The 19,906-nt window shown below is 57.6% G+C and carries 12 protein-coding genes; 3 read left to right on the top strand and 9 right to left on the bottom strand.

The features are described from left to right. Positions 1–144 precede the first annotated feature (144 nt). Both HFP54_RS12505 and HFP54_RS12500 read left to right on the top strand, forming a co-directional pair. Positions 145–2,895 carry a PSD1 and planctomycete cytochrome C domain-containing protein gene (locus tag HFP54_RS12505; protein ID WP_168565380.1) on the top strand — a complete coding sequence of 917 codons (2,751 nt, stop codon included), beginning with the start codon at positions 145–147 and terminating at the stop codon, positions 2,893–2,895. A 15-nt stretch (positions 2,896–2,910) separates the two neighbouring features. Next, a complete protein-coding gene (locus tag HFP54_RS12500) occupies positions 2,911–4,350 on the top strand; it encodes a DUF1501 domain-containing protein (RefSeq protein WP_168565379.1) in 1,440 nt (479 codons plus the stop codon). A gap of 19 nt (positions 4,351–4,369) precedes the next feature. On the opposite strand, the gene HFP54_RS12495 is transcribed toward HFP54_RS12500, so the two are convergent. Together HFP54_RS12495 and HFP54_RS12490 are read right to left on the bottom strand one after the other, a co-directional pair. Then, entirely contained in the window at positions 4,370–5,641 is a 1,272-nt protein-coding gene (locus HFP54_RS12495; protein WP_168565378.1) for a polysaccharide pyruvyl transferase family protein, read from the bottom strand. Positions 5,642–5,734: 93 nt separating this feature from the next. Continuing rightward, positions 5,735–7,294, bottom strand: a complete 1,560-nt coding sequence (locus HFP54_RS12490) for a sulfatase family protein (protein ID WP_168565377.1) — start codon at positions 7,292–7,294, stop codon at positions 5,735–5,737. 202 nt (positions 7,295–7,496) lie between these two features. Here HFP54_RS12490 and HFP54_RS12485 point away from each other — a divergent pair, with 202 nt between their 5' ends. Next, positions 7,497–8,732, top strand: coding sequence for a PQQ-binding-like beta-propeller repeat protein (locus tag HFP54_RS12485; RefSeq protein ID WP_168565376.1), 1,236 nt, complete (start codon positions 7,497–7,499; stop codon positions 8,730–8,732). A 111-nt stretch (positions 8,733–8,843) separates the two neighbouring features. Here the strand turns inward: HFP54_RS12485 and HFP54_RS12480 are convergent, their stop codons facing one another. The 7 genes from HFP54_RS12480 to HFP54_RS12450 all read right to left on the bottom strand — a co-directional run bounded on the left by HFP54_RS12480 (position 8,844) and on the right by HFP54_RS12450 (position 19,891). Continuing rightward, the gene (locus HFP54_RS12480; RefSeq protein ID WP_168565632.1) at positions 8,844–9,830 is read right to left on the bottom strand and encodes an AAA family ATPase; all 987 of its coding nucleotides are present in this window, start codon (positions 9,828–9,830) and stop codon (positions 8,844–8,846) included. A gap of 102 nt (positions 9,831–9,932) precedes the next feature. Further along, a complete protein-coding gene (locus HFP54_RS12475; protein WP_390657363.1) occupies positions 9,933–10,796 on the bottom strand; it encodes a DUF4159 domain-containing protein in 864 nt (287 codons plus the stop codon). Continuing rightward, entirely contained in the window at positions 10,796–13,471 is a 2,676-nt protein-coding gene (locus HFP54_RS12470; RefSeq protein WP_235951714.1) for a peptidase MA family metallohydrolase, read from the bottom strand. The genes HFP54_RS12475 and HFP54_RS12470 overlap by 1 nt, the downstream gene beginning before the upstream one ends. 571 nt (positions 13,472–14,042) lie before the next feature. Next, on the bottom strand, positions 14,043–15,002 hold the full coding sequence (locus HFP54_RS12465) for an ABC transporter ATP-binding protein (protein WP_145304846.1): 960 nt from the start codon (positions 15,000–15,002) through the stop codon (positions 14,043–14,045). Positions 15,003–15,097: 95 nt separating this feature from the next. Beyond that, positions 15,098–17,746, bottom strand: a complete 2,649-nt coding sequence (locus tag HFP54_RS12460; protein ID WP_168565375.1) for a hypothetical protein — start codon at positions 17,744–17,746, stop codon at positions 15,098–15,100. Positions 17,747–17,793: 47 nt separating this feature from the next. Continuing rightward, positions 17,794–18,213, bottom strand: coding sequence for a hypothetical protein (locus HFP54_RS12455; protein ID WP_168565374.1), 420 nt, complete (start codon positions 18,211–18,213; stop codon positions 17,794–17,796). 139 nt (positions 18,214–18,352) lie between these two features. After that, complete coding sequence (locus HFP54_RS12450; RefSeq protein WP_146413892.1) at positions 18,353–19,891, bottom strand: tetratricopeptide repeat protein; 1,539 nt, start codon at positions 19,889–19,891, stop codon at positions 18,353–18,355. Between the last annotated feature and the right edge of the window lie 15 nt (positions 19,892–19,906).

Here is a 19,906-nt window from a genome sequence, read left to right as displayed (position 1 = left end):
CTCCGTCAGGCTTGACCGATCCAGCTATCCGCTCCGGTGCATCGCCATGTCGCGATGCACCGCAGGTCTTTTCATCGCAGAAGTCTCTTCTTTTCCACGGTGCGTACAATGCCAGCGATCTCTCGCTCCGCCGAATCCACATCCGTGCCAAATCGGTCACCTTGGGCGCGTCTTGCCATTTTGGCCAGTTGGATGATCGGTTGTTCGGTCGCTTGGACCATGACGGCGTCGGCCCAGGAAGACACGGACGCCAACATCACACCGGAACAACTGCGATTCTTTGAAACGAAAATCCGGCCGGTGCTGGTTGAACACTGCTACCGATGCCACAGCAGCGACGGCAACGGCGTGCGTGGCGGTTTGCTGGTGGACAGTCGACGTGGATTGGCGGATGGCGGCGACAGCGGACCGGCGATCGTCCCAGGCGATCTGGTTGAAAGCCTTCTGTACAACGCAATCACCTACGAAGATTTTCGGATGCCACCCGGCGGTCGACTGCCCGCCCAAACGATCGACGACTTTCGACAGTGGATCGAGATGGGCGCCCCCGATCCACGAGTTCAAGAAATTCAACATGTCGACAGCGGTGTGACCGACGAAGACATCCGGCAAGGCAAAGCACACTGGGCCTACCAACCAGTCAGCCCCACCGATCCGCCGCAAGTCAGCGACGACGATTGGTCCACCAGCGAAATCGATCAATTCGTCTTCGCAAAAATGAGATCGAATGATCTGCAGCCCGCCGTCGACGCGGAAGCAAACGTCGTGCTACGCCGGTTGTGTTTCGACTTGACCGGATTGCCGCCCAGCCCGCAGCAGATTCGCAGCTTTCAATCGGCTTGGGAAAAGAACCCACAGCGTGCGATCCGCTGGGCAACCGATCGTTTGTTAGATTCCGACGAATTCGGACGCCATTGGGGCCGGCACTGGTTGGACGTCGCACGGTACGCGGAATCCAGCGGCAAGGAAGCCGACATGACGTTTCCCCATGCGTGGCGGTATCGCGACTATGTGATCGATTCGTTCAACGACGACAAACCCTACGATCAGTTCGTCCGCGAACAGATTGCCGGCGACCTGTTGCCCGCCGAATCGGATCAGCAATGGGCCGAGCATTTGATCGCAACCGGCTTCCTGGCGATCGGCCCGAAAACGCTGACCGAACAAAACCCGCGTCAGTTCCAAGCCGATTTGATCGACGAACAAATCGACACCACCACGCGTGCGATCCTTGGCGTCTCGGTCGCTTGCGCACGATGCCACGACCACAAGTTCGACCCGATCCCACAAACCGATTACTACGCCTTGGCGGGGATTTTCGCCAGCACCGAAACCTACTTCGGCGGCATCGCCAGTCGACGGGCGCGACGCGGAAGCGATCTGTTGGTGCTGCCCATCGATGACCCCAATCCGTTTGATCCATCGGTGGATCCTGATGAACTGAAAGAAATCCCCCAGCGATTGACTCAGTTGCGGATCGATTACGCCGAAGCCCGACGTCAACAACGCAATCAAACCGCCGATATGTCAAGCGATGCTCAGATGCGTCGAAATCTACTCAGCCAAGGTCAGATCGATCAACAGATCGCGACGTTGACCGCCAAAGCCAACTCCGTCGACCAGTCGGGCCAGCCGCTGTCGTTTTGCATGGGCGTTCAAGACAAGGACGTTCCGGTCGACGGTCGATTGTTCATCCGTGGCGATGTGACTCAACCGGCACAAGAAGTCCCGCGTGGGCTTGTCCGCGTTCTGTGTGACGATCCGATGCAGATGCCCTCCGATGCAAGCGGTCGTCTGGAATTGGCCCGCTGGATGACCGACGATCAAAACCCGTTGACCGCTCGGGTGATGGTCAATCGAATCTGGTTGCATCTGCTGGGGCGTGGACTGGTGGAAGACCCTGACAACTTTGGCATGTCGGGGACCGCACCCACGCACCCGGAACTGCTGGATCACCTGGCCGCTCAGTTTGTCGAAAACGACTGGTCGGTGAAATCGATGGTTCGGCAAATCGTCACGTCACGAACGTATCGTCTTTCGTCCACCGCCGATGACGCTTCCTTCTTGGCCGATCCGGAAAACAAATATTACAGCCGCGGAACCTACCGACGTTTGAACGCCGAATCGATTCGCGACGCGATGCTGGTGGCGGCCGACCGTTTGAATCATCAGACGCCGCGTGCCTCGGAAATCGCGGAATACGGTCCCACGGTCTTGGGTCCCGATGGTCGTCCGCCTCGAGTGGCAATCCGTGACGAGATCGTCAAAACGATTCAATCGCGTTTTAACGAATCGTCGTTGGGGCGAATGCGTGACGCCATGCGACGACGGCGTGGGAATTCCCAACAGGGGCAGCCATCGCCTCCGCCAGTCGACCCAAGTGCCCCGGCGGATGTTCGGTCCAACGACCGCAGCGTCTATTTGCCGATCGCCCGTGGATCGGTCCCCCGTTCGCTGGACGTGTTCGACTTTGCCGACACAAACATGTTGATCGGTAAACGCGACAGTTCCAACACGGCACAACAGGCCCTTTTCTTGTTGAACAACGATTTGGTGATCCGCTGCAGCGATGACTTCGCCCGGCGTTTGATTCGCGAAAATGATCGCCCGGCCGATCTGATTCGTGACGCTTACTTGATCGCCTATGCCAGGGAAGCCACCGCCGATGAAATCGCCCAGGCGGTCCGCTTTCTACGCACCGCCGCGTCGACCAAAAAAGAAGAATCATTCGCATCGACGGGTTCGTTTGGACGCCCTGGGATGAATCGTGCATCACGGTTTTCCGGCCGACGGTTTCCTCAGCAACGCAACAGTCGCAGCGACGTCAATGTCGAAGCGGTCCGTCAGTTTTGTCACAGCTTATTGGCTTCGGCCGAATTCCGTTACCTCGATTAGAAAGTCAAACCAGCCATGAATCCTTCTTTCGGAATCGGATCGCGACGCCACTGGTTACAAACCGCTTCGGCCGGATTCGGCTACCTGGCCTTCGCCGGGATCAGCGGACGCAACGCAGCAATCGCGTCACAAACGGACGAAGCAGCGACAGATCAATCGTCGCCGAACCCGCTGGCCGCGAAGTCACCGCATTTCCCGGCGACCGCCAAACGAGTGATTTTCCTGTGCATGCAGGGCGGTCCGTCACACGTCGACACGTTTGACTACAAACCGGAGCTGCAAGAAAACGCGGGTCGACCGGGGGTCTATGGTGGCCGTCTGTTGGCGTCGCAGTGGAAGTTCCGCCAGCGTGGCGAAAGTGGGTTATGGATTTCCGACCTGTTCCCCAACGTCGCCAAACATGCCGACGACTTGGCATTGATTCGTTCGATGCACTGTGACCAACCGGTGCACCCGAGAGCGTTGACGCAAATGCACACGGGCAACGCCCAGTTCGTTCGTCCGTCGTTGGGGGCGTGGACGCTGTACGGTTTGGGAACGGAAAACGAAAGTCTGCCGGGATTCATTTCACTGAATCCGCCGCGTGGTGCGTCACAGAACATGGGCAGCGCGTTCTTGCCCGCGGTGTACCAGGGCACCGGGATCGGCCGCGCATCCCGGCGTGTGGCGACCAATCGTCGTCAAAGTCCCAGCAATCCCGCCGATCAAGTTCCCGACATCAAGAACGACCGACTTGGCGAATCGGCCCAGCGACGTCAATTGGCCTACATTCAATCGCTGAACCGTCGCAAACTGTCCGGCGATTCACGGGATGCCGCGATCGAGGGTGCGATTGAATCGTTGGAACTGGCGTTTCGCATGCAAGACGCGGTTCCCGAGTTGATGGACATCGGCGATGAATCCGATGCGACGCGACGCCTTTACGGTTTGGACAATCCGACAACGTCCAGCTTTGGGATGCAGTGCTTGATGGCTCGCAAGTTTGCCGAAGCAGGCGTGCGTTTTGTCGAAGTCACCCATGGAAACTGGGATCACCACTTCCGGCTATCCACATCGCTGCCCCAACGATGTGGCGAAGTCGATTTGCCGATCGCCGGCTTGTTAGCCGACTTGAAACAACGCGACCTGTTGAAAGACACCCTGGTGATCTGGGGAGGTGAATTTGGACGCACCCCGGATGCCCCCGGTGGCGACGGACGCGATCACAACAACAACGGCTACACGTTGTGGATGGCCGGTGGCGGCGTTCAAGGCGGAATCAGCTACGGGGCGACCGACGAATTTGGATTCAAAGCCGTCGAAAACCCGTGTCACATTCACGACTGGCACGCCACGATCCTGCACCTGATGGGGCTGGACCACAAACGGTTGACCTATCGATACGCCGGACGTGATTTTCGATTGACCGATGTGGCCGGCAACGTGGTGACGGACATCTTGCGCAACCCAGCCTGATCGACGGTATCAACGTTTCCTACGCTTGCAACGAACGGGACAAGATTCGCATCGTGTCGGCTTGATAGCCGCGGACACGCTTGCTAGCTTCCGCGGCCTTTTGTTTCGCGGCATCCTGATCAGTCGCCATTTGCAATACCGTGTCGGGAATCCGGGCGACGTCTTGTTCGTCGTCCAAGTCGAACAACCAATCTTGTAATCCGATGTCTCGCCACATCATCCCTTTGCTGGTCTGTTCGGCAAAGCGACATACAATCGCGGGGATTCCGTGGCCGATGCACATGATCGGCGAATGCATTTCGTTGCCGAACAGGCCCGCACTTCGCGTATAAACACTGACGGCTTCACCAGTCAGCCAATAATCCGGTTTCCAAACCACACGTTTGCGAACATCATCGTCCAGCTTGTCGTAAACGTTTTGTTTGCCCACTGCCATCTGCGTCTGGTCTTCGGGACACAGCAAGATCTTCATCTCCGTTTCCCGGACCACACGTGTGATCGCATCACGCAACGGGCGATGGTCGTGTTCACGCATCTGTTCGTTCCGCTGATGCTTCACCGGATCCATCGGCCGCTTCTTCGACGGGATTGTCCAGTACGGCGTGTAGCGTAATCGTGGGATGCAGCACAAAAACTGCTTCGGCGTCAGATCGTGGCTTCGAAGAAACGCATCAGCTGCGGCATCATCACGCAGGTCACACGCAAACGCGGCGTCCGGCCCGAATTGCATCACGGGACACTGGCACCCCAGTGATTTGGCTAGTCCCAATGACACAGAATCGCGGAAGAACACAAAGTCGGCATTCGTCAGATGTTCGATCGTCCGTGCCATCGCTTCGTCCGATGTGGCCGTGGTGGACGAAGACTTCTTCCTGGGCAACGTGATGCCATAAACCCCATACGGTTTGTCGGTCGCTTCGCGCCAACGTGCAATGTCCTTTTCTGCGACAAGCGAAGCACCACTGCCGTGCAGAAAGAAATCACATGACTGGATCGCCGCTTGGCGGTCCGATTCGTTTCGCAAAATGTTCAGTTTCGGGAACCGATTCATCAACAACTGATCCACGCCGTTGTCGATCTTCGATGGCCACAGATGCACCTGAGCCGATGGCAGGTATTGCTCCAAAATATGCAGCAATCCCGGCGTGTGCGCGATGTCGCCGATGTTGACCGTTTGCCAAGACGAACGCAACAAGATCTGGGGTGTCGATCCCGCATCGGCAAGACAACGCTGCATCGTGGCAGCCAAACTGCCAAACAAACCGGCGGACAGGAAATGGCGACGTTTCATGTTGGGGCAGACCAAAACTTGGCAGGATCAATACGAGGCGGGCGAGATGGAACGAAAGCAAAGGGGACGATCACGGCGATTGAATCGACAGCACTATTTCAAGGCACGGACCTCGCCATGCGTCCGCGTGCGATTCAGTTTGGCACGCAGATCGTCCGCCTTGTCCGGGTACCTGTCGATCAAGTTATCGTGTTGGGACAAGTCGTCCGACAAACGATACAGTGCCGCGGAAGAATCATCTTTGGCATAGCCGAAGGCTTCATCAAACCAAGCCGGCACCGCACTGTGGTTGCCGGTCTTTGCATCGACCAGCACCCAATCGCCTTCGCGAAATGCAAACTTGTTCGCGTACGTGTTGTGCACCACCGAATCACGTGCCGATGATTCACCGCGTAGCAGTGCCGTTTGATCATGGCTGTCTTCGGCCATCCCCTCGGGCACGTCCGCGCCGACGACCGCCGCCAAGGTGGCGAACAAGTCGACTTGGCTGATCAACCCGTCGTTGACGGTTCCGGGCTGGACGTGGCCCGGCCATCGAATCAGCATCGGTATACGGTGTCCGCCTTCCCAAATATCACGCTTCAATCCACGCAACGGACCGGTACTGCGGTGGTCGTGATTGCGAATCCGTTCGTAGGCGTATTTTTCGGGACCATTGTCGGCACTGAAAATCAACAAAGTGTTTTCGGTCAAACCGTTCTGGTCCAACGCATTGAGTAATTGGCCCAGATGGTGATCGCTTTGCGCGATGAAGTCGCCGTAGGGCCCGGCATCCGTTTTACCCTTCCATGCTTCGGTGGGAATGATCGGTGCGTGCGGCGAAGTCCATGGCCAATACAAAAAAAACGGACGATCGTCTTTGGTCGCCTGATCCACCCATTGCACGACATGTTCGGTCAAGGTCGGCATCACGTCGTCTTGTCGCCATCCGTCGACCATCGGTCCCGGCCGCCCTTCGGCGGACCCTTCGTCCGGTTCAGGATTGGGGGCGTAAGGCACCGTCGGCGGCTGAACCACGCGGTCGTCTTTGATCCACGCATAGGGCGGAAAGTTCGGGACGTCGTCGCCAAAGTAATGATCGAACCCGTGTGCCAACGGGCCGTCGGGAATCGGCTGGGACCAATCATAGGCATCGGCCGGCCAAGTGCGTTTTCGCCCCGTGCCGATCATCTGGGCGTCGGGCTTTCGCAGCGCCGCCCAGTCCCAGCCCAGATGCCATTTGCCGATGCAGGCGGTCGCATAACCGCGTGACTTCAGCATTTCCGGCAATGTCGTGCGGTGTGGATCGAACACGGATTCGCCCCACGAATTGACGATGCCGTGGAACTTTCGCCAGTGATAGCGTCCGGTCAGCAGTGCATAGCGGCTGGGTGTGCAGATGCCTGACGAACTGTGTGCATCAGTGAACCGCATCCCTTCGCTTGCCAGTCGATCCAGATTGGGCGTCGGAATTTTGGAATCAGTATTTTGGACCGCCAAGTCTCCATAACCCATGTCGTCGGCGTAAACGATGACGATGTTGGGAAGCGGTTCAGCCGCTGCCTGGGACGGTTCTGCCGCGAACAGACAAACGACGGCCAAACAACCAAACCAGAAACCGGCCCTGACGCGATTCGCGGTGCCAGAAGACCGATGGAGCAAGCTGAGTGACATGATGGGGGGACGCGTTTAGTTTTGATGCAATCAGGCGGGCGTCGCGGCGAGGCCGCTATTTTCACGGCATACGGTTTTGCCAAGCCGTTGGAGCCTCCTTTATAGTCGATGCTGACTTCGGGCACGCGTGTGGCGTTATGAACAGGTCACAGACACGACCGGCTGGTTCCTTGGTCCCATCCAACCAAAAAAGATTCACGTGATGACAAAACACTTTGCTGCTCTGTTTTTGATCGGGCTGATGTGGGCCGACACGGTGCCGGCCCAGGATGACTGGACCGGTTGGTTGGGTCCCCAACGCGACGGGATTGCCCGCGGGGTGGAATTGCCCGATTCGCTGCCGGACGAACTGAACGAGCGTTGGTCGATCAATGTCGGCACCGGGTATGGGTCGCCCTTGTTGGTCGGGGATCATGTGTTTCAACACGCACGCCAGAACGACGCCGAAGTGTTGTGGTGCATCCGTGTCGATTCCGGTGATGTGGTTTGGAAACAGTCGACGCCGGTCCCGTTCAAGATGGGCAACGGCGGTGAGTGGCATGGCAAAGGCCCCAAAGCGTCGCCAGCCTATGCCGACGGCCGCGTCTTTACGCACAGCATCACATCGGTCTTGTCCGCCTTTGATGCGTCCAGCGGTCGTCAATTGTGGCAACGGGATCTGACCAAAGACTTCTCCGCACCGTACCCGTACTGGGGTGCCAGTGCATCGCCGGTCGTTGCCGAAGGCTTGGTCGTGTTGCACTTGGGCGGCGACGACGACGGAGCGTTGTTCGCGTTCAACGCGGAAACCGGTGAAACGGTTTGGCGATCGGGAACCGAAGGGGCGTCCTATTCATCACCGCTGATCGCCACCATCGACGGGACCGAACAAGTCGTTCAGTGGAATCATCAATCGCTGGTTGGTGTCCGCTTGAACGATGGACAGCCATTGTGGTCATACCCCTTTCCTCACGTCGGCAGCGACCAAAACATGCCGACACCGACGATCATCGGATCGACCATTTTCTTAAGCGGTGAAAACCGTGGTGCACATGGCTTGTCGATTGAAAACGACGGCGAAGTCTGGTCGGCAAAGCCCGTTTGGCATCAAGACGACGTGGCGTTGAACATGAGTTCGGCCATCGCCTATGAAGGCAACGTGTATGGGTTTTCGCAGTACGACCGTGGCCGGCTGTTTTGCTTGGATCCGACCAGCGGCGAAGTACGTTGGACGGGACCACCACGCACCGGCGACAACGTGATGTTGTTGGCAGCCGACGGTCACATCGTCGCGCTGTTGGACACCGGCAAACTGGTGATCGCTGAAGCGACGCCGGACGCTTATCGCGAAGTCGAACGCTATGACGTGTCGGATCAGCCCACCTGGGCACCACCGGTCATGCTAAGCGACGGCGTGTTGATCAAAGACAAGGAAACGCTGAAACGGCTGGCCTGGTAAAAAGCCGTCTTTCGCTCCGCGAAACAAATTGTCGCCTTTCGCTCCGCGAAAGTAGCGGAGGGCATGGAACGCAACTTTCGCGGAGCGAAAGGCGACGATGGTAAAAACCGCTTAGCCGACGTGTTCCAACAATTGGTCGATCACATTTTCCACGCTCAAGCCTTCCGCTTCCGCTTTATAACTCAGCAGAACGCGGTGCCGCAGGGTTGGTTGAGCCAGGGCACGAATATCGTCAAAGCTGACGTGTGCGTTACCACGCAGTAGCGCGCGTGCCTTGCCGCCCAACACCAACGTCTGTGCGGCCCGCAAGCCCGCGCCCCAGCTGACATACTGGTTCACAAAGTCCGGCGTCCCGTCGCGCCCCGGCCGGCTGCTGTCGACCAGTTTCACCGCCATTTTTGCCACTTCGTCGGCGATCGGTACACGGCGAACCGCTTCGTGAAAGTTGATCACGTCTTCGCCGCTGAACAATGCTTCGATCGGCTCCGGCTTTGAAGCGGTCGTCTGCAGCACCACCGCCAATTCGTCCGCCGGCGGCAAGTAATCGATCAAAACGTTGAACATGAACCGATCCAACTGAGCCTCCGGCAACGGATACGTGCCTTCCATCTCGATTGGGTTCTGAGTCGCCAAGACAAAGAACGGCTCGTCCAACGTGTATTTTTGACCGCCCGCGGTGACCTGATGCTCCTGCATTGCTTCCAACAACGCCGCTTGTGTCTTTGGCGGCGTCCGGTTGATTTCATCCGCCAGAATCACGTTGGCAAAGATCGGGCCTTTGACGAACTGCATCTGACGATGTCCGTCGTGGGTGTCTTCCAAGATTTCCGTTCCCGTAATGTCCGCCGGCATCAGGTCGGGCGTGAACTGGATCCGCTGGAACCGCAGCCGAAAGACTTGGGCGACACTGCGCACCAACAACGTTTTCGCCAAGCCGGGTGCACCGGTGATCAAACAATGCCCGCCGGCGACCAGACAGATCAACAACTGTTCGATCACATCCTTTTGACCGACGATCGTCTTGGCCAATTCGGCCTCGATCTGCGTGCGACCATCGCGCAACTGTTGTACGACGCGGCCTTCTTCTTCGACGTTCATCATGATGGGATTGCTTGTTGAAGGATGGTGGGGCGGGGAAGCGTCCCGGCGGGTTCGACGCCAGCGATGGGCCGAATCACCTTGATCGGCATGGGATTGGATTCAGTGGGTCATCGCATAGGTGACGATGTTGATCCCCAACGGGTAAGCCTTCTTGACGGAAAACTCGTTGAAGTACCACGGGTCTTCGCCTTCGCGTTCCCATCCGTCGCCCAAATCCGTGTTGTGACAAATGAAAACCATGATGCGTCCCGCGTCGTCGTAGATCGCGCGATAGTGGGGCGTTTCGGTATCGTTGTTCCAAGACCGTTCCCACGTTTCGATTGAACCATCGGCACGGCGCCGTGCTTGTCCGATCGCGGGTACCTGCGGCTTTTCCTTCAAATCGTAAACGTTATGAAAGATCTCGTGTTCCAGCGGCACTTCGCTGGGCGTTCGATCGGGAAACACACGTCGCAGCTGTTCAGCCAAGTTTTGGTATTCACGATCACCCCAAAAATCGTCCACCATCAGAAAGCCGCCGTTGTAGCAGTACTTTCGAAGTGCGGTGACCTCATCATCACGAAAGTACAATTCGCCCGGTTCGATCATGTAGATGAACGGATAGTCGAACAAACGATCGTCGGTCAGATCCAGAACAATTGGCTCGGGGTTCACCTTCAGCGAAGTCAACTGATGCAGCCGAAGTGAGAAATTCAAATCACTATCGCGGAAGTCCGTTGCCCATCGACCGCCGCGACCGCCCCACGATTCGTATCGGATCCGCACAAACGTGAATAAATCCGTTTCAAAGTCCGCGTCGGTTTCCCATTCGGGAACGCCATTACGTCCGGCGTCGCGCCAATCGCGACCGCCCCAGCCATAGCCGTACCCGCCACGCCAGCGGCGCGACTGGCTGAACGCCACCGCGGACAGCATCACCAGCAAGATCGCGGAAACGAAAACCGTTCGTGGCCGTCGCAGCATCATGGCCGGGCTCCTTCGACGGGTTCGGGTTCATCGGCGATGCTGCCCCCACCGGGGCCACCGGTTTCTGATTCGACACGTTTGTCTGTTTCATTGGACAAGGACGTATCATCCGCGTCGGTATCGCCGGTGCCGCTGTCATCGAAATCCGCTGATGCTTCGTCATTCGCATCCTCGGTATCCGCGCGACTGACGCGAACCAGCAACGCCAAAGCATCGCGAAAGCGTGGCGCGTCTTGCAGCGCTTTCAAGACCGATCGTTTGGCCGCCACCGTATTGTCCAACTGTTCCCAGCACGTCGCCAGTTCATAGTGCAGCCCGACCGGATCGATGGGGTCAAGTTCCAACAGGGCTTTCAACGGAGCGATCCGATCCGCGGGCCGATTCAATTCCTTCGCCGCCCGATCGGCCCAAGTGTGCCCCACGGTCATCAGGGGATTGATCGCCAAAATTCGCCGGGCCTGATCATGAACTTCTTCCCAGTCTTTCCGCTCGGCCGCCAACTCCGCAAGCCGCGCGTGCGCCGGCCACAGGTCATCGTTCTTGGACACTTGCCGGCGCAGCGTTTCGGTTTCCTTTTCGACATCGCCATTTTTGCGATACAGCGACGCCAACGCAGCCAACACGCCGCCACGATCCCCATGATCAACACCGGCATCCAACAGTCGTTGATAGATCTCGATTGCTTCATCCCGCTGGCCGGCCTCGGCCAAGGTGTCCGCTTGCAACCGCAGACTTCGATAATCCTGCGGATGTTGCTTCATCCATTCCGCAATCGCATCCGGATCGCCGCCTTCGGGCGGTCCATCGGGATCCCACTGAACGCCCTTGCCGAAATCTTCGGCGACCGATGTGGCGTAGGTCAAAAACCCCTGGTCCAATCTGGCCAGCGATCCCAAATTGGCCTGTAACGCGTCGTTCATCGATCGGCCATTGCCGAGATCGTCCAACACCGCGTTCACTTTCTCTTGACCGTATTGATCCATCAGGTATTCCACCGCCAGTGACGATTGGTAATACGCGAACTGCAGATGAACCGGTGACTTGGGCGCCAAAAACGCCGCGCTTAACTGGCTGATCGGAACCAATTCGCCGTCGCGAACCATCATCTTGTAAGTCGGCGTGATTTGTTCGCTCCAAGACGGGTCCCGCTGACGTTCCTCATAGACCGAAATGCCTTCGCTAAGCCAACGCGGCATGCGGTTTTTGGTTTTATTCAACGTCACGACGTGACAAAATTCGTGCCACAAAACGGCTTGCCAATTCGACGGCGTCGCCCCCTGTGATGCCGGACTGTTCGCCGTCACAACATTGCCGAAACAAACGCCCAAGAACCCGGCTCCGCCCGGAAGCCCGAAGGTGCGAATCGCAAAGTCCTCCTGCTTGGGAAAGATCTCGACAACGACCGGCTGATCCAGCGTCACGCCATATTTCTTACACAGCACCGCTTGGGCTTCGGTCAATAGCTCCAAAACGTCGCCGCCGTACACCGCAGCTTCGCGGGCATCCATGCGGACGTGAAGATTGTCCGCTGACAGAGTGGAGAAGTCTTTGATCGAATCATACAGACTGATCAAGTTGTACGCGGTCACGTTGTAGGGGTCTGATTCGTTGACCTGTTCGGCCAAAGCCCAGCCGACGTCGTCAAACCCCAGACGCAACAAGTCTTGGGCAAGCTGGAACTTTGCCGGGCCATACCCCGTGTCGAACGCTAAGGCGGCCCGTTGATACTCACTGCCCTCGGCAAAGCGGTATTTGTCCGAAAGTTTGCGACCGATCAAATGATCGACTTCCGGGTTGGTCGGCCACGTCGAAAGCGCCGCCGCCCGCATCAGCTTTTCGACTTCGTATCGACCGTCCAAATTGGCCAGCACCGCCAACAAGGCCCAAGCACGAGGCTCATGGACATTGATCTGCAAGACCTCGGTGATGCGATCCTCCGCTGCATCGAATTGTTCGGCATCGATCGAACGTTCGGCATCCAACAGCAAGCTGTCAACATGCCGTGGGTTGATCGACAGTGCCATTTCCAATGCTTCGGCGGCCGCTGCACGATCGGACGATTGCAAGGACCGAGATAACAGGTAGTAAATGCGCGGATCGGATTCGGCAAGCTTCTCGGCCGCACGCAGTGTGTCAGCGGCGACTTTGAAGTCTCCCTTGGTGATCGCCAATTCCGCCGTTGCGATATACGATTCAACGTACTTGGGGTCGGCATCGCGGACGCGGTCGTAAAACTGTTCCAGGATCAATCGGGCGTCTTCCCCACGTCGGACGTAGAACCGACCGGCTGCGATCACATTGTCACCGGTGGCGTACCGCGAACTACGCCGCAAAACGTCCATGAATGCCGCCTGTGCCTGTCGGGCTTTCTCCTGGTTGCCCGTGTACTGATAGGCGTCGATGCCCAGTTGTCGCAAAACCAGGCTGCCGGAATACCGCAAGATCGCTTTTTCGTACGTCTGCACCGCCTGGGCGTACTGTCCGCGATCCATCTGGCATCGCATCAGCAGACGCGACCAGCGTTCGTTCCACACGCCACGCTGGACTTCCGCAACGGAAATCTCCTGGGCCCCCTTCAAATCACCGGTGCGGTACAGCAGTTCGGCAGTGGCCAGATCCGCGGCGTCGGTCGACGAAACGAGAGTCAACAGAATCGCCAGAGTTACGACCATGGCGTGGCGCCAACGGGCCGTGGTGGGACGGGTTTCAATGCTTCGGGACGAAAAAGAACTCAACGACAATCGGAGGCTCCGGGTCAGGGCGAACACGAAATCGATCCGGTCCAGTTTATCGTGTTCAACCCCACAGAAGCGCCGCCGGACTGCCGAGACCACCAATTTTCGCTTTTCGGAAACTTCGCAGGCCACTGAACAAAATGGCGGATCATTTCAAAACCGGACCACTCGTCACGTTTACCCGAGTCACACCGACCGCCTGTGGGGGCAAATCGTCGACCGGGCCATGACGATCGATCACATCAAGCCCACACGTTGTCTGCTGGAGAAAAGGAATCGAATCCTGCTCCCATTGTTTTCAAAAATTGAGCCTGGATGGAGTGAGCGGGATTTTTGAAACACGGAGGCACGGAGATCACAGAGCAGGTACGCGGACGGATTCTCTGTGCCCTCGGTGCCTCTGTGTTTTACTTTCCAAAATCCACTTGGCACCTGATTTCGGCAACTCATGCCTAAACAAAGCGATCAGCTTTATTTCGCATGAATCTGCCGGTGTTTGGATGTGGGTCTACTGCACCAACCCTTCGGTGACTTGCAGAAAGACGTCTTCCAGACTTTTCTTATGAGATTCAATCTCGGCGACCAGGAAACCCTCACCGCACAACTTGGCTACCAAATCCGCTTGTTCTTGAATGTCGCCGTGAAATTCAAAACGCACTAATTCGCCGTCGACCACCACGGAATCCACTTGGTCCAAAGGCTCCAACCAACGGGCGGCCTGATCGGCACGTTGTAAAATTCGAATCTTCAAGTCGCGGTGCGACGCCTGTTGGTGTTGGATCTGTTCGACCGACCCCGTTGCCAACAATTGTCCTTGTTCGATGATGCCAACGGTGTCACAGATTTCCGCTAGTTCGGTCAAAATGTGACTGCTGATCAGAATCGTTTTTCCTCGGTCGGCCAATTCACGAATCATCCGCCGTAATTGAATTCGTGCTCGCGGGTCCAGTCCGGCCGCCGGTTCGTCCAAAATCAAAACTGCCGGATCATGAATCAGGGCACGCCCCAAACACAAACGTTGCTTCATGCCTTTGCTGAGCCCACGAATGGGTTTTTCGGCCATGCCCTCGGTGCCGGTGAAGTTCAACACCCAACGCAAACGCCGCAGACGATCGTCGCCGGACAACCCATAGGCTCGTGCGAAGAAGTCCAAGTACTCGCGACAGTTCACATCGCGATAGGTGCCGAACGAATCAGGCATGAACCCCAGCCGACGACGGACATATTCGGGGTCGTTGACCACACTGAAGCCGTCGACAAAGGCGTCGCCATAGCTGGGCAAATCCAGCGTCGCCAGGATCCGCATCGACGTTGTTTTTCCGGCGCCGTTGGGTCCGATGTATCCGAACACGTGGCCCGGATCGACCGAAAATGAGATGTCATTGACCGCTTTGGTTTTGCCGAAAAACCGGTGCAGTCGCCTCAGTTCGATACACGGTCCGGTGCCCGTGTGAACGCTGGGAACGATTCGATTGCTGGGCCGATCGTCTGGCGTGATGCTGGGGCGACCCTCATCGACCGCTGGCGATGCGGATGCGGACGCGTCACTTGGCGTGGGTGTGTTCACGGCAACGTCCCCATCACAAAGTGGATGCTTTCAACCACCTCCACGTCGTCCAATGCGATGGCGGATCGGGTGATAGGTGCCAGGCCAACAAACTGGTTCGGTTGCAATGCACTTTGAAACAACAATTGTTCTTGCAGTTCACGTTCCAACGCCCCGTCTTGATATCGCGTCAAATCGGCACGACCGAACACGCCCGACTGGATGACATCATAAATCAGATCCCGATACCGAGTGGCGGTGCGACCGTAAGTGGAACTGGAACGACTCCAATCCACCATTTCATAGCTGCCGCTTAAACGCTGTTGGCGAAACACCATCCCCAACGCTTTGCCGATTTCGGAATCTTTCAATTGCCGGAGTTCGATTTCTTCGCCGGCTTTGACCACCGGAACGTACCAATAGCGATTGTCGTCGCCACGGATCACCAAGTTCTGCAGCTTCCAGGGAAGCCCGTTGGACAGCACCGGTGGCGGTGAGGCCGGCATCGGTTCCGCTGGCTGAACGTCCGGCTGTGATTCGCCTTCATCGCTGCTGTTATCAGACATCGGGTCAAGCTGCTGCTGAACAGTTTCCAGCACCTCCAGCACAGGACGAATCTCGGGTCCGGGGGGACGCACCCAGGACAGTTTTCCCAAATCGCGGACCACACGCTGGGCGACGAATTGGCGTTGATCTCGCGATGGCAAAAATTGACTGTCGAAATGCTGATATTGGTCATCGATCAACACAGTCGGAACGTTCCGGAACGAGTCTTGGGCGATCTGGTGCATTGTGCGCTGACCACCTTGGCGATACGGATAGACTTCATCGCTGGCCAGGAACTTCAGGTCATCCGAAGGCTGCATCCCGGCAAAGTACGTCACGCGATCGCGCTGGGTGGCATGCCCGGTGACTCCATCGACGACGGTAATCTGGCGGGCACGAGCGGTCACATCGAACCCGTCGCTGATCACCCCATACGCCAACAGTGCACCAGTGGTTCCAAGCGCAAGCACCGGAGCAATCGCATACATCAAGTGCAAACGCCCCGTCTTGCTGGTCCAATAATAGGACAGCGGTCCGACACAAATGACGAAGACCGACAGGAATCCGATGAACGCGTACACCGGCGGCTGGGATACGCCGGGAATCAACCATCGAAAGTAACGCTGATCGCCGATCAACGGATCAACGCCTCGGCGAACGATCGGAACGTGATCCAGTGTCGCCAATTGTGCTTGGACGACGGGCCACGACAAATCGATTGCGGAATAAGGCCTCCGCTTGTCTGGGATCACGACCAGTTCCCCGGCACCGACACGAAACCACTTTGTATCGCCGGATTGACGGAAAAGCTGGCGGTCGGCATCGATATCGGACTGCAACGCAATCACGGCGTCGCGCACGTCCGCCGGCAGACGGATTCGTCGGCCTTGTTTGTCCAAGACGGGCAAAGCGCGACCGCCGAATTCCTCGAATCCCGCCATCGGGACCATCGGATTGATCGTTTCGGTGTACTGCCCATACGACGCGGGATTCATTTGGCTGTCGGTCTGCATCGCATCGGCCTGCGGCGGCAATCCATCGGTCAACAGAACCCAGTTTTCGATCGACGGTTCCAGCATTTGCTGCGCCGCGGACTTGGCCGCATTGACCGGTGTCCAGTCGACCGACGGCGGATCACGTTCAGCCACACGGCCGTCGCCCAGCCCAAGCGTCGAAAGAGTTTGCTGGACGCTGGGCGAATCCAGCACCACCAACGCGCCGCCGGACAGGACCCAATCGGAAAGTGGCGTGATTCGGTCGATCCGATCCTTTGCCAAAGTGCCCAGGGTCGCATCACTGAGCGTGACACAGGAAAACCGGTTGTAGATTCGCCAGTCGGCAAACGCCATCGCGGCATCGATTCGCGTCCATCCCCATCGATCCAGCGGCATGCGACTTCGCATCGCCAACAAACGCATCAGTCGGCCACGCGTCGAATCGGGGTCGAGATCATCGATGACGTAGGGCGATGATTCGATCCATTGGTTATTGGGGGCGGATGCCGTAGAGCTGATCCAAAGTGGACGCACCAAACGTTCCCGCGAGGTGGCTTCGCGAATCATCTGGCTTTGACCATTGACCGGTCCGGTTAGCGTCGCCTGACAACCAGGAATCGGCATCCCAGATTCCATCAGCGTCACCGTCATCGGCCGGTTCCAGGTGTATCGTGGCACGGCGTGATGGACGTTGACGAACTGCGAACGCTCGGCAACACGAATCGGAATGTCGATCTGCACCAAATTCGTCGCGGGGATGACATCGGCGGGTTGTTGTTCCAGCCGCAAGACGAAACTCCGATCGGCCGGAAACGCTCGGGGCGAACGAAGCGTCACGTGGACAGGCAGGTAACCGGCCTCATTGAATTCGGGGATCGTCACCACCACGCTGAACCCCAACGCGGTGTTGGCGGCACGTGGAAGACGGATGCGTTGAAAACGTTGATTGGACGCTGGCGCGGCGGAAATCGGAAACCTGGAATTGACAACATTGGGTGCGTTGTTGGACTGGCCATCCGCAATGGCCGCAACACAACCGCATGCCAAAAAGATCAATGACGCGGTCACACTGCCCCGCCACCGATCGACTGGGCGACCACCTGTTTCGACTCGGTTCGATTTCATGGGCATGCGGGTTTCTGCGACAAGGTCCCGACGGGTTCTTTGCAGGCTTAGGAAGAACGATCGCGTGGCGGCAGCCACTGAGGCGGCAACTGGCCATCGGCGAAGGGGCTGCCCACCAACGCATCCGGATCTTCGCGTCGAAAGAAGACCGCGAAGCTCCATGCGATCAAGAAGAAAAGCCCCAGTGTTGCGAAGAACGCCGCCAGATACCCGGCCACTGACATGAAGGCGATCGCGATGGCCACGCCTTCGCCAGCCTGCCTCGCAATCGCGTACAGAATCGCCCCGACCAGCGTGGCGGCAAACAACCAGCGGATCGATATCTGTGGCACCAAGCGGCTTCGCTGGATCGGTTGAAACGATGCTTCGATGGCACCGTCGCTGCGCTCGGGTTCGCTGCGGTGATGCGGGCGGTCATCCGACGGGCCGACAACCCGATCGTCGGTTGTGGATGCGGTGGGATCCATTCGATGCGCGACGCCCCAAATCAGACGGAATGGGCCGGCGGCTAAGAAGAAGCCGCCGGCAGCGTAAGCGCATCAAGATATCAGATCGTCACGGACGACGTGCGACCGAGCGGTGCACAACGCACCGCCGGTGCATGGACTACAGCCCCAGATCGAATTCGTTTTCGTCATCACCATCCTGATCGGACTCCGATTCGGATTCCATGGCTTCGATCTGATCGCGGTGGCCTTGAGCGGTTTCTTCCATACCGATTTTTTCGTAACAAACGGCCAACGCTTTGTGCGCGTTCAGCTTCAGCGAATCGACCGCCAAGGCACGCAGCAGATCCGGAATCGCTTCGTCATAACGTTCCAAACGATACAGAATCTGGCCGCGAGTTTCGTAGAAGTGGGGCGTCGTCTTGGGTTGCGTCTGCTCGATCGCTCGTTCGATCAGTTCCAGGGCGTCTTCCAATTCCGCGTCGTCACGGGTCGTCATCGCGACGGCCAAGTTGTTCAAGATCGCAGCACTTTGCGGCAGCAGTTCCGCCGCGATCTTCAGGTGCTTCATCGCTGATTCTCGGTTGCCACGCATCAGCGCACCGGTCCCCAAGATGAAGTGGGACACGCCGGGCGACGATCCTTCGACCAAGGTGCGTTGCAGCTTTTGGACTTCGGGATTATCCGACTGGGCGGTCGACAGGACCATGTCGGCAACCAGCGTCAAAACACGTGGATTGTCGGGTGCGAAGCGGACCGCGACCGACAGCTTGCGCATCAAATCGGCCTGTGATTCTGGCGAATCGGTGGCCGTTTCCTTCAGGTGCATGATCCAAGCCACGATCGCTTCGCCCATCGCCGAACGGGCACGTTGACGTTCCTGGTCGGTCTTTGCACGATCGACGGCACGCTTGATCGTTTGGATCGCCGGCATGTATTGCTTGTCGAACAATTGCGTCTGGGCAACGGCCAAAGCCAACACCGTGTTGGTCGGGTCATCGTCCAGCATGCCCGAGACGTGCTTCAGCGTGTGGCGTCCCAGTTCATCCGCTTTTTGTTCGTCGCCCAGTCGCCGGTAAATCGCTGCCGCCTGTAATCCTCGCATGGGGAAAGCCGTCGACAACTGTTCCAACAAAACCGCCGCGTCCTTCATCCGATCACTTGCGATCAAGTAGTCGGCGTACAGTTGTTTGAAGTTCACATCATCGGGCGTCTTTTCGTTGACCAGCTTCAACAGATACCCAAACATCTCTTTCTGGTCGTCGTCCAGATTGCCCCACGACTTGCCGACGAAATCTTCGGCGACCAGCCATCGAGCGGCCTGTTCGAATCGTTTCTGCGTCGCCAACTGGGTCATGATCGACTTGGCTTCGTCGTCACGTTCTTGTTCGTGCAAGACCAACGCCAAGCGAAAATTCAAGTCATTGTCATTGGGCTCGGCCCGCAACTGGCGTCGCAGCACCAATTCCATGGTTTCATAATCGTCTTGTTCACTGGCGTCGGCCAATTGACGCGCGATCAAGCTGCTGCGCCAGTTCGAATCATCCGTGAAGGCCACGCCGGCAATGACGACCAATGCCAAGATCAGAATGATCGCCGGAATCGCACGCGGTGCTTCCTTCCACGGAATCGAATACAGGTACGCGCTGATGAATTGTCCGATCCAGCGGAACCAATTGACCGGGTTCAAGTATTTCATGTTCGATCAGGTCGG

Source organism: Crateriforma spongiae (genome assembly GCF_012290005.1).
Taxonomy (GTDB): Bacteria; Planctomycetota; Planctomycetia; order Pirellulales; family Pirellulaceae; genus Crateriforma; species Crateriforma spongiae.
The sequence above is the reverse complement of the archived record's forward strand: the minus strand, read 5'-3'. Positions and strand labels throughout refer to the sequence as shown.

What these genes read in the sequence shown, in the direction of transcription:
- HFP54_RS12475 (WP_390657363.1), bottom strand. Translation starts at nt 10,796, where the DNA reads ATGCTGCGACGGCCACGAACGGTTTTCGTTTCCGCGATCTTGCTGGTG.
- HFP54_RS12450 (WP_146413892.1), bottom strand. Translation starts at nt 19,891, where the DNA reads ATGAAATACTTGAACCCGGTCAATTGGTTCCGCTGGATCGGACAATTC.
- HFP54_RS12490 (WP_168565377.1), bottom strand. Translation starts at nt 7,294, where the DNA reads ATGTCACTCAGCTTGCTCCATCGGTCTTCTGGCACCGCGAATCGCGTC.
- HFP54_RS12470 (WP_235951714.1), bottom strand. Translation starts at nt 13,471, where the DNA reads ATGGTCGTAACTCTGGCGATTCTGTTGACTCTCGTTTCGTCGACCGAC.
- HFP54_RS12495 (WP_168565378.1), bottom strand. Translation starts at nt 5,641, where the DNA reads ATGAAACGTCGCCATTTCCTGTCCGCCGGTTTGTTTGGCAGTTTGGCT.
- HFP54_RS12480 (WP_168565632.1), bottom strand. Translation starts at nt 9,830, where the DNA reads ATGAACGTCGAAGAAGAAGGCCGCGTCGTACAACAGTTGCGCGATGGT.
- HFP54_RS12455 (WP_168565374.1), bottom strand. Translation starts at nt 18,213, where the DNA reads ATGGATCCCACCGCATCCACAACCGACGATCGGGTTGTCGGCCCGTCG.
- HFP54_RS12485 (WP_168565376.1), top strand. Translation starts at nt 7,497, where the DNA reads ATGACAAAACACTTTGCTGCTCTGTTTTTGATCGGGCTGATGTGGGCC.
- HFP54_RS12500 (WP_168565379.1), top strand. Translation starts at nt 2,911, where the DNA reads ATGAATCCTTCTTTCGGAATCGGATCGCGACGCCACTGGTTACAAACC.
- HFP54_RS12460 (WP_168565375.1), bottom strand. Translation starts at nt 17,746, where the DNA reads ATGAAATCGAACCGAGTCGAAACAGGTGGTCGCCCAGTCGATCGGTGG.